The organism is Corallococcus sp. AB032C (assembly GCF_003668935.1).
Taxonomy (GTDB): domain Bacteria; phylum Myxococcota; class Myxococcia; order Myxococcales; family Myxococcaceae; genus Corallococcus; species Corallococcus exiguus.
In genome coordinates this window covers 1-10,811 of the sequence record NZ_RAWP01000060.1, presented here as the reverse complement: position 1 = coordinate 10,811, position 10,811 = coordinate 1, and the positions used below count along the sequence as shown (strand labels likewise).

Below are 10,811 nucleotides of genomic sequence, written 5' to 3'. Positions count from 1 at the left end.
CGGCGGGGCAGGGGAGCGGGCGTGGCGCGGGCTTCGGGGTTATCCTCGGGGCCCGTGCTCCTGCCCGTCCTCACCGGTGTGTGGTTGTCGCTGTCCGGTGCGCTCGGCACGGAGCTGCGACGGGATGGCTACAGCTTCCGGCCTCCGGACACGTTCCGGATGGCGCGCTGGGAGCGCTACACCGGCTCGCAGGTGGGCGCGGTGTCGGAGGACGGCGTGCGCACGCGCGCCCTGTCCGCGGCGCTGTCGGACGGAGAGGGCCCGGACGCGGCCACGTTCCTCATCGCCGTGGTGGACGGAGGCTTCTCCGCCAGTCCTTCCGAGCGCGATTCCTTCTCCACCGCCGTGGTCCAGCACTTCCAACGGGAGCTGGGCGTGGCGCTGACGCCGGAGCGGGTGGACCGCGTGGGCGGGCCCGTGCCCCGGGTGGAGGTGCTGGGGACACTCCGTGAAGCAGGGCAGGTGCGCACGGTGCTGGTGACGGGGCTGGCCTCCGAAGGCCGCCACGCCGTGGTGACGGTCAGCGCGCCCGCCGCCCGCTGGGACGCCCTGGCACCCGGGGTGCGCGCCTCGCTGGAGACCTTCCGCATGGAGGCCCCGGTGTCGGGCGTCGTCTCCCGGCGGCTCGCGGGGGCGCTGGCGGGCACCCTGGCCGGGGCCCTGCTGGTGTCGTACGCGGCCTGGCGCCGCCGCCGGCAGGGGGAAGGACCGGCCACTTCGTAGCGTGGCCTGACAGGAGGGCCAAGGCGTCCCCCGGTGGGGCTCGCGGTGGGATACGGTGCCACCCGCCCATGTTCTCCCTTCTCCTTGTCGCCGTGCTCGCGCAGGGGCCCGTGGCTCCTCCGGCGCCCTCGGCGTCCCCAGCTCCGCCCGCTCTTCCGGCGCCGGACGCTGGCGTCGCGGACGCGGTGGCGCCGCCCCTGCCGGTGGCCTCGCTGCCTCCGGCCACGCACGAGCTGTTCCGCCGCATCCAGGGCCGCGTCTCGCAGGTGCGCATCATCGAGCGCCGCTCCGGGACGAAGTCCTCCATCGGCTCCGCGTTCTTCGTGAGCGCGAAGGGCCACGCCCTCACGAACTACCACGTCGTCTCCGACCTGGTGCTCCACCCGGAGGACTACACCGCGGAGCTGGACCGCGGCGACGCGACGGTGCCGGTGCGCCTGCTCGCGGTGGACGTGGCGAGCGACCTGGCCGTCATCCAGGTGGACACGCCCGTCAGCGACTACTTCAAGCTGGAGGAGCATGAACCGCCGCAGGGCACGCGCCTGTTCGCCATGGGCAACCCGCGCGACCTGGGCACCACCATCGTGGAGGGCACCTACAACGGCCTGGTGCGCGACGCCCTCTACGAGCGCGTGCACTTCACCGGCGCCATCAACCCCGGCATGAGCGGCGGACCCACGCTGAGCGGAGAAGGCGGCGTCGTGGGCGTCAACGTGGCCACCATGGGCAACCAGGTGGGCTTCCTGGTGCCGGTGGCCCGTGCGCGCGCGCTGCTCGACCGGGCGCTGGAGCAGGAAGCGCCTCCGGATCCGGCCGCGCTGATGACATCCGTGAAGGACCAGTTGCTGGCCAACCAGCAGCGCATCACCGACCGGCTGATGGCCACGGACCTGCCGAAGCAGTCGCTGGGCGAGTACCGCGTCCCCGGCCGCTGGAGCCCGTTCCTCAAGTGCTGGGGCGACACGCCGCATGATCCAGAGACGCCCTACACGGTGACGAGCTACCAGTGCTCCTCCGAGGAGGACATCTTCCTGTCCTCCAGCCACCGAACGGGCGTGGTGGCCTACCTGCACCAGCACGTCGAAAGCCAGAAGCTGGGCGCGATGCGCTTCTCCGCGCTCTACAGCACGCTCTTCTCGCAGGACCCGGACGCGGTGGCCGCCACGCGCGAGGACGTCACCAACTTCCGCTGCAGGTCGGAGTTCGTGGACGTGAACGGCCTCACGGTGCGCGCCGCCATCTGCATGCGCGCCTACCGCCGCTTCCCGGGCCTCTATGATCTGGTGCTGCGCGCGGCCACGCTGAACGCATCCACGCACGGCGTGGACACCAGCCTCACGCTGGGCGGTTTCTCCGCGGAGAACGCACGCAAGTTGGCGCGCCGCTACCTGGAGGGCCTGTCATGGGCGAAGTGATCTTCCTGGAGGTGCTGGAAGGGGACGCCGTCCAGTCCCGCCACCGGCTGGACACGCTGCCGGTGACGGTGGGGCGCGGCTACGCCAACGACATCATCCTGGACGACCCGAAGGTCTCCGCCGAACACCTGCGCCTGGAGCGGCGCGAGGACGGCGCGGTGGTGCTGCATGACGTGGGCAGCGTCAACGGCACCTTCAGCGTGGAGCCGTGGGCGCCACTGAAGGAACTGGTCATCACCCCGGACGCGCGCGTGTCCGTGGGGGACACGGTGCTGCGCTTCCGGCCCCGCTCCTTCGTGGTGGAGGACACCGTCGTCAACGAAGCCCCCGAAGCCCCCAGCGAGCGCCTGATCGAGCGCCCCCGGGCCTTCGCGGTCACGCTGCAGGCGCTGGTCGTGACGTCCTTCATCTCCGAGCGGGTGACCCAGTTCCGGAAGACGGACTGGGGCGACCTGCTGATGTCCGCGGTGGTGCCCCTGGGACTGGCGCTCCTGTGGGCCGGGGGCTGGTCGCTGGCGAGCCGCATCGCGCGGAAGCGCTTCCACTTCCGAGTGCACACCACCATCGCCGCCCTGGTGCTGCTGGGCTTCGCGCTTTCACCGCCCCTGTTCGCGCTCGTGAGCTTCAGCTTCTCGCTGGGCTCGTGGCTGGGCTTCGTGCGCATGCTGGCCGTGTTGGGACTGGTGGGGTGGGGGCTCTACTGGCACCTGCGCTACGTGACGCGCTGGAGCGGCAAGCGGGTGGTTCGCGGGCTCGTCATCGCGTCGGTGGGCGTGCTGGTCCTCACGAACGCGTCGGAGATGCTGGGCAACGAACCCTTCAGCGAGGAGCTGGAGTTCCCCCGCTCGCTCCTGCCGCCGGTGCTGCGCGTGGCCCCGGCGCACTCCATGGACTCGTTCTTCGAGGACGTGAAGCCGCTGGAGAAGAAGGTGGACGCGCTCGTGAAGGAGCGCTGAAGCGCGTCCACCTATGGCACCGCCTACAGGCCGCGCACCGCGTGCGGCTTGTAGGGAGCCTCCAGCGCCTTCACCTCTTCGGGCGTGAGCTTGAGGCTCACGGCCTTCACCGCGTCCTCCAGGTGCTCGGGCTTCGTCGCGCCGATGATGGGCGCGGTGACGACGGGCTTGGACAACAGCCACGCCAGCGCCACCTGCGCGGGCGGGGCCTTGCGCGCTTCCGCCACCTGCTTCACCGCCTCCACCACGTCCCAGTCCCCGGGCTGGTTGTAGAGGATGGGCGACAGTGTGTCGGAGCCCGCGCGCGTCGTGGCCTCCTTGTCGTCCAGCGACTTGCGCGAACCCGCGAGCAGCCCTCGCGCCAGCGGCGACCACGGGATGACGCCCACGCCTTCCGCCTCGCAGAGGGGCAGCATCTCCCGCTCCTCTTCGCGGTAGACCAGGTTGTAGTGGTTCTGCATGGACACGAAGCGCGCCCAGCCGTTGCGCTCGGACACGCTGAGCGCGCGCATGAACTGCCACGCGTACGCGGAGCTCGCGCCCAGGTAGCGCACCTTCCCCTGGCGCACGAGCTGATCCAACGCGGCCAGCGTCTCCTCGATGGGCGTGTTCGGATCCATCCGGTGGATTTGATAGAGGTCGATGGTGTCCACGCCCAGCCGCTTGAGGCTCGCCTCGCACGCCTGGGTGATCGCCTTGCGCGACAGGCCGCGCTCGTTCTGGCCGCTGCCCGTGGGGAAGTAGACCTTCGTCGCCAGCACCACCTCGTCCAGCTTCGCGTACTTGCGCAGCGCGCGGCCCGTCACCTCTTCACTGACCCCGTCCGAGTACATGTTCGCGGTGTCGAAGAAGGTGACGCCCAGCTCCACCGCGCGACGGAAGAAGGGCTGCGCCGCCTCTTCGTCCAGCACCCACGGGCGCCACTTCGGGGTGCCGTAGCTCATGCAGCCCAGGCAGATGCGGGAGACCCGCAGGCCGGTGTGACCCAGGTTGGCGTACTTCATTGGTCCGCTCCTTCGCGTATGCCCTGCATGAAAAAGACGACGGGCAGGTCCCCGATGAAGGGAACCTGCCCGCGTCACTTCAAACCCTGGACCTCGTTACGCCCGGACTTCCGCCGGGGGCGTGTCCGTGGTGGGCGCCGTGATCGCGGCGCCCTCCTTGAACGGAGACGTCTCCAGCGCGGCGTTGAGGACCTCGTCCATCTTCGTGGCGAAGATGAACTCCAGCTCGTTCTTCGCCTGATCCGGCACGTCGATCAGGTCCTTGCGGCAACGCTCCGGCAGGATGACGCGCTTGATGCCCGCGCGGTGCGCCGCCAGGACCTTCTCCTTGATGCCGCCCACCGGCAGCACCAGGCCACGCAGCGTGGCCTCGCCCGTCATCGCCGTGTCGTGCCGCACCCGGATGCCCGTCAGCAGGCTGGTGAGCGCGGTCAGGATGGTGACGCCGGCCGAAGGACCATCCTTGGGGATGGAGCCCGCGGGGAAGTGCAGGTGCAGGTCCGTCTTCTCCAGGAAGTTCGACGGGATGCCCAGCGCCTCCGCCTTGCTGCGCAGGTAGCTCAGGGCCGCCGTGGCGGACTCCTTCATCACGTCGCCCAGCTGGCCGGTCAGGGTCATGCCGCCCTTGCCCGCCATCTTGGTCGCTTCGATGAAGAGCAGATCGCCGCCCGCCGCGGTCCACGCGAGGCCCGTCGCCACACCGGGAACCTCCGTGCGCTCCGCGACCTCCGAGTAGAACATCTCGGGCCCGAGGATCTCCTTCACGCGCTCCGCGCCGATGGTCTGCTTCTCCATCTTGCCGCCGGCCACTTCCACCGCCACCGCGCGGCAGATGTCCGCGATGCGGCGCTCCAGGTTACGCACGCCCGCCTCGCGGGTGTACGACGTGGTCAGGATGAGCAGTGCCTCATCCTGTATCTCGATGTGGTCCCCGTTGAGGCCGTGCTCCCTGAGCTGCTTCGGCACGAGGTGGATGCGGGCGATGGCCTGCTTCTCCTCGAACGTGTAGCCCGTCAGCTCGATGATCTCCATGCGGTCCCGGAGCGGCCCGGGGATGGGATCCAGCTGGTTCGCAGTGGCGACGAACATGACCTTCGACAGGTCGAACGCCACGTCCAGGTAGTGGTCGCTGAACGTGCTGTTCTGCTCCGGGTCCAGCACCTCCAGCAGCGCCGCGCTCGGGTCGCCGCGGAAGTCCGCGCCCAGCTTGTCGATTTCGTCCAGCATCATGACCGGGTTCTTCGTCCCGGCCTTCTTCATGCTCTGGATGAAGCGGCCCGGCAGCGCGCCCACGTACGTGCGGCGGTGGCCACGGATTTCGGCCTCGTCACGCACGCCGCCCAGCGACAGGCGCACGAACTTGCGGCCCGTGGCCTTGGCCACGCTCTGGCCCAGCGACGTCTTGCCGACGCCCGGGGGACCGACGAGGCACAGGATGGGCCCGCGCATGTCGTTCTTCAGCTTGCGGACGGCCAGGTACTCCAGGATGCGCTTCTTCACCTTCTTGATGCCGAAGTGATCCTTGTCCAGCTGCTGGCGCGCGTTCTCGATGTCGAGGTTGTCCTCGCTGATCTTCGACCACGGCAGGTCCGCGATCCAGTCCAGGTAGGTGCGCGCGACGGTGTACTCGCTGGAGGCCGCCGGGATCGTCTTCAGGCGGTTGAGCTCCTTCTGGGCGACCTTCTCCACCTCAGGGGGCAGGGCGGCCTTCTTCAGGCGCTCCTGGAGCTCGTCCAGCTCCTCTTCCTCTTCGCCCATCTCGCCGAGCTCTTCCTTGATCGCCTTGAGCTGCTGGCGCAGGTAGTACTCGCGCTGGGTCTTCGACATCTCGCCCTTCACGGCGGAGTCGATCTTGTTGGAGAGCTTGAGGATCTCTCGCTTGCGGTTGAGCAGCTCCAGGACGAGCTTCATGCGCGCCTTGAGGTCGACCGTCTCCAGCACGGCCTGCTTCTCCTCGATGGGCACGTCCACGTTGGCGGCGATGAGGTCCGCCAGGTGGCCCGGATGCGTGATGCTCTCCACCAGCTCCGTGGCGGCGGCGGGCAGCTCGGGCATCAGCTCGATGACCTCGCGCGCCAGCTTCTTCAGGTTGATGCCCAGGGCCTCGACCTCGACGTTCTCGGAGGAGGTCTTGTCCTCGACCGCGTCGACGCGGGCCTTCAGGTAGGGGGCTTCCTGGACCAGCTCCATCACGCGGAAGCGCGCGAGGCCCTGGACCACGAGCGAGTAGTTGTCCTCGCCCATCTTCAAGAGCTTCACGATGCGGGCGACGGTGCCCATCGTGTACAGGTCGGACGCGCCCGGATCCTCTTCCTCGGCGCGGCGCTGCGTCACGACGCCGATGACCTGGTCGTCACGGACGGCGTCCTTGATCAGCGCAATCGTCTTCTGGCGGCCGACGGCCAGGGGCAGCACTCCGCCAGGGAAGAAGACACTGTTGCGCAGCGGCAGGATGGGCAGCACCTGCGGAATGTCTTCCTTGTTGATGAGCCCCGGAGGGGCCATCGCGGTGGGCATGGCGCTGGCCGCGGTGCCCTTCTTCTTCTCGTCAGACATGGGAGTTCGGCCTCTTCCTTGCTTGAACCCGGTCAGCAAGCGGCCGGGCCGGTGAACCATCCGGTTGTTTTCTGCGGCGGATGAACCAACGTAACAACCAAACGGGACATGGCAAACGCGATGTGCGTTATTTCCGTGCCTCGTCGGCTGTACGACTCTCCTCTATGTAACGGCCCAGAAGTCTCGCGTCCGGTGAAGGGGTGGGGCATGCTTGCCCCCTCTCACGCCTGATGCGGTGCGCGAGCGCGCGTCCCCGCACTGGAGGACGATGTGAAGCTCCACACCTGCGCCCACCTGCTGTCGCTGTCCGCGCTCCTGGCGCTCGGATGCCACTCCCCCGTGGATGATGACGGCTCCACGGTCCCGGACGCCTGCGAGGCGAGCCCTCCGTTGGTGGCCCCCCAGAAAACGGACATCCTCTTCGTCATCGACAACTCCGGATCCATGAGCGAGGAGCAGCAGGGCATCGCGACGGAACTGCCCGCATTCCTGGCCGCGCTGAAGGAGGGCAACGGTGTGTCCCAGGACTTCCGCGTGGGGGTCATCACCACCTCCGTGTACCAGCGCCAGCGCTTCGCGGACGGGGCGGACGTCATCCGCTCCTTCCCGGATCAGGAAGGCCGGCTGCGGCCGGTGAGGGACGAGGCGAACCTGCCCACCGCCGAGCGCTTCATCGAGGGTTCGGATCCGCTGCTGCTGCCCAAGTTCCAGCGGCTGGTGGACCAGGGAACCTCCGGCAGCGGTCAGGAGGCGCCCTTCGAGGCGGTGCGGCTGGCGGTCGCCTCGCCTCTGGCCACCCAGCCCCTGGCGGAAGGGGGCAACGGAGGCTTCCTGCGGGACGACGCCCGCCTGCTGGTGGTGGTGGTGTCCGACGAGGAGGACTGCAGCTCCACGCAGCGGCCGCCCCCGGTGGCGCTGGGCGAGGACCGGGCCGTGGACTCGTGCACGGAGCAGGGGGACAAGCTGACGCCGGTGTCGGAGTACTACCAGGCCTTCCAGAGCCTGCGTGACAGCCAGGGCGCGTCGCGCGAGGTGCTGTGGGCGACCATCGGGCCGGTGGCGGTGACGGACAAGCGCGCGGAGCTGATCGTGGACACGACGAGCGGCACCACCTACGTGCGCAACGTCGACTGCCCGACGTCCTACGGGCCCGGCTACCGGCAGAGCGACATGGCGAAGGCGTTCGACGCGACCCGGGCGAACCTGGATTCCATCTGCAAGACGAGCTACCAGCAGACGCTGCTGGACATCGCGGACCTGGCCACGGTGGCGCAGAGCGTGGCCGTGGTGAACCTGCCGGATCCGCGGCTCGCGGTGGTGAACGTCACGCGCGCGGATGGATCCGTGCAGACGTGCACGGCGGGCAACGGCGACTTCCGCTACGAGCCCCCCAGCGGCGACCGCTCCGCGCGCATCTTCTTCCTGGGCCCATGCCTCAGGCGCGTGGGCGACACGAAGGTGGAGGTGAAGGTGCTGTGCGCCGGATAGCCCGGAGCTGATCCGCCGCGCATCACCCGAAGGGCCCCGCGAAGGACGCGGGGCCCTTTTTCGTGGGTCCGCACGTGACCTGTCATGTCCGGTGCCAAAAAAATAATGCGCGCGGATCCGCCTCCTTCCGTCGAGCGGAGCACCCGACGCGACAGGTCCGATGCACTCGGAATGCAGCCTGTTTGGGTGTCAGAGGGCTTCGGATACTGGCCCCATGCGCGCGCGGTGCGCGAGGCGAGGAGGCCACATGGGCGCGGCGGTCGAACGGTCGGGGTTGGCGGTGGTGGAGGAGCTGCGCGAACGGATCCGCCAGTTGCAGGCGGCGCCCCGTCGCGCGCTGTCGGTGCTGCGCACGGGCGTGGACGCGGTGGACGCGCTGCTGCCTCAAGGTGGCCTGCCGCTGGGGCACTCCGTGGAGCTGTGCGGCGAGGCGGCGTCGGGACGCACCAGCCTGGCGCTGCGCGCGGTGGCGGCCGCGCACCGGGAGCTGCGCTTGTGCGCGTGGGTGGATGGTCCGAAGGAACTCTATCCGCCCGCGGCGGCGGCGCTGGGCGTGGACCTGGAGCGGCTGCTCGTCGTGCGGCCCCAGGCCTTCGCGCAGCGGGTGTGGGCCGCCGTGCAACTGGCGCGCAGCGGTGCCTTCACGGCGGTGGTGGTGGATCTGACGCTCGGCGTGGGCGCCCCGGGCCGTCCGGAGCGGTTGGCCCTGACGGAGGCGCGCAAGCTCGCGGACGCGGCGGCGCGAGGCGGGACGCTGGTGTTGCTGCTGACGTCGCCGGAGGCGCCCGCGGACGGGCTCGCGCGGCTGCGGCTGGAGGCCCGGGGCGTCCAGGGCTGGTCCGTGGAGTTGGAGCGAAGCCGGGGCGGAGGCATGGGGACGCGCGTCGTGAGCCCCTGGCGGGAGCTCTACCCGGAGGTGGAGCTGGATGCCGGAGCGCGGCTGCTGGACGCGGACGTGGAAGTGTCTGGGGCTGCGGGACCGGGCTTCTACCGGGACCCCGCCGACCGCGTGCGCAACGGCATGGGGATCCTGGGCCAGCGCCCCGGCCGGGACGCGCCCATGCCTTCGCTGGGGAGCGCGCTGTCCCCGGCCGGCCGCTGACAAGAGAGAGGGTGGGCCATGCGGAGGGGCTACCTGTACGTCACGCGCTTCCCGGTTCAGCGCAAGGTCATTGAGTCGCCCGCCCTCGCGGGCCAGCCGTTGGTGCTGGTGGAGGAGGTGCGCGGCCAGCGCCGGGTGGCCTTCGCCTCCACGCGCGCGCTGAAGGCCGGCGTGCGGACGGGGATGACGCTGACGGCGGCCACCGCGCTGGAGCCCGAGCTGCGGAACTTCCCGTACCGGTTGAAGGACGAGGCCCAGGCGCTGGCCGCGCTGGGGGAGTCGCTGCTCGGCCTGTGTCCTGGCTTCCAGCGCGACTCGCCGGACGGGCTGTGGTTCGACGCGAGCGCGGCGCACCTGGTGGGCGGCGAAAGGGAGTTGGGCGCGCGCGTGCTGGAGGTCTGCGGCGAGCAGGGCTACCGGGCGCATGTGACGGTGGCGTCGGAGGCGTTCACCTCGCGAGTGCTGGCGCGGTATGGATCCCAGCGGGTGGCGGTGGTGCCGGAGGGGCAGGGCGCTCGGGCGCTGGCGCCCCTTCCGCTGGGCGCGCTGGAGGACGCGGCGGCGAAGGCCTTCTCCGTCCTGGGGCTCTCCACGTTGGGAGAGGTGGCGGTGCTGCCGGCTGGGGCGGTGACGGCGCGCGGAGGCGCCGGTGCGGCCCGGGCCCATGCGCGGTGCCGAGGCGTGGACGACACGCCCTTCACGCCGGAGCCGCTGGAGGAGGCGCTGGAGGATCGGGTGGTGCTGGACGCGCCCGCGGACACCTTCGAACCCGTGCAGTTCGCGCTCAAGACGCTGTTGGATCGGCTGGGTGCGCGGCTGTCCGGGCGGCAGCGGGCGGCGGTGCGGCTCACCTTCGTGCTGCGCCTGGACCCCACCGGCGAGGCCCAGGTGCCGCTCCTGCTGGCGCGGCCCACGGCGCAAGCGAAGCTGCTGTTGGACCTGGCTCGGCACCGGCTGGGGGAAGTGCGGCTGGAGCGGCCGGTGGCGGAGGTCTCCGTGCGGGTGGACGCGCACGACGAGGACCTGGGCCAGCAGCTGGCGCTGGGGGACGCGCCGGAGGGGGACGCGGCCCTGGAGGGCGTGCTGTCGCGGCTGGCGACGACGCTGGGCGAGGGGGCGCTGTTCGCCGCGTCCCTGGAGGCCGTGCACCGGCCGGAGTCCGCGCATACGCCCCGGGCCTTCCACCCTCCGGAGGCGCGGCGCGGCCTGCTGTCCCCGTCGGGTCCGCTGGCTCCGGCGCCGGAGGGCGAAAGGCCCGGGGCGCCCATCACCGTCTGGCGCGAGACGGGGGCCGCCCGGGAGCGTCCGTCGCGGCTCCTGGCCCAGCCGGCCCGGCTGGACGCGGAGGTGACGGCGTCCGGGGAGATGCTGGCGGCGCGGCTCGCGGGGCGGCGGCACCGGGTGATGGCGATGGCGGGGCCGGAGCGACTGGGTGGCGAATGGTGGACGGACACCCCGTACCAGAGGGACTACTACCGCGTGCACTTCGAGGGGCTGGGGCCCGCCTGGGTGTACCGGGACGGGCGGGACGGGGACTTCTACCTGCAAGGGCTGTTCGATTGAGGGG

Annotated in this window: 8 protein-coding genes; 6 read left to right on the top strand and 2 right to left on the bottom strand. The window is 70.6% G+C overall.

Annotation, left to right across the window (positions count from 1 at the left end; all coding sequences use genetic code 11):
• Positions 1 to 54: 54 nt before the first annotated feature.
• The 3 genes from D7X99_RS24680 (at position 55) to D7X99_RS24670 (ending at position 3,094) form a co-directional block, all read left to right on the top strand.
• Entirely contained in the window at positions 55 to 723 is a 669-nt protein-coding gene (locus D7X99_RS24680; RefSeq protein ID WP_121779931.1) for a hypothetical protein, read from the top strand.
• 68 nt (positions 724 to 791) lie between these two features.
• The gene (locus tag D7X99_RS24675; RefSeq protein ID WP_121779930.1) at positions 792 to 2,138 is read left to right on the top strand and encodes a serine protease; all 1,347 of its coding nucleotides are present in this window, start codon (positions 792 to 794) and stop codon (positions 2,136 to 2,138) included.
• A complete protein-coding gene (locus D7X99_RS24670; RefSeq protein WP_121779929.1) occupies positions 2,126 to 3,094 on the top strand; it encodes an FHA domain-containing protein in 969 nt (322 codons plus the stop codon). The genes D7X99_RS24675 and D7X99_RS24670 overlap by 13 nt, the downstream gene beginning before the upstream one ends.
• Before the next feature lie 23 nt (positions 3,095 to 3,117).
• On the opposite strand, the gene D7X99_RS24665 is transcribed toward D7X99_RS24670, so the two are convergent.
• Positions 3,118 to 4,098: an aldo/keto reductase gene (locus tag D7X99_RS24665; RefSeq protein WP_121779928.1), complete on the bottom strand. Its 981-nt coding sequence runs from the start codon at positions 4,096 to 4,098 to the stop codon at positions 3,118 to 3,120.
• Between the two features lie 96 nt (positions 4,099 to 4,194).
• The gene (lon, locus tag D7X99_RS24660) at positions 4,195 to 6,654 is read right to left on the bottom strand and encodes an endopeptidase La (protein ID WP_121779927.1); all 2,460 of its coding nucleotides are present in this window, start codon (positions 6,652 to 6,654) and stop codon (positions 4,195 to 4,197) included.
• A 270-nt stretch (positions 6,655 to 6,924) separates the two neighbouring features.
• On the opposite strand from lon, the gene D7X99_RS24655 reads away from it, so the two are divergent.
• The 3 genes from D7X99_RS24655 (at position 6,925) to D7X99_RS24645 (ending at position 10,807) form a co-directional block, all read left to right on the top strand.
• A complete protein-coding gene (locus D7X99_RS24655) occupies positions 6,925 to 8,142 on the top strand; it encodes a VWA domain-containing protein (protein ID WP_121779926.1) in 1,218 nt (405 codons plus the stop codon).
• Positions 8,143 to 8,389: 247 nt separating this feature from the next.
• A complete protein-coding gene (locus D7X99_RS24650) occupies positions 8,390 to 9,244 on the top strand; it encodes an ImuA family protein (RefSeq protein WP_121779925.1) in 855 nt (284 codons plus the stop codon).
• 18 nt (positions 9,245 to 9,262) lie between these two features.
• Entirely contained in the window at positions 9,263 to 10,807 is a 1,545-nt protein-coding gene (locus tag D7X99_RS24645; RefSeq protein ID WP_121779924.1) for a DNA polymerase Y family protein, read from the top strand.
• The last annotated feature ends 4 nt before the right edge of the window (positions 10,808 to 10,811 follow it).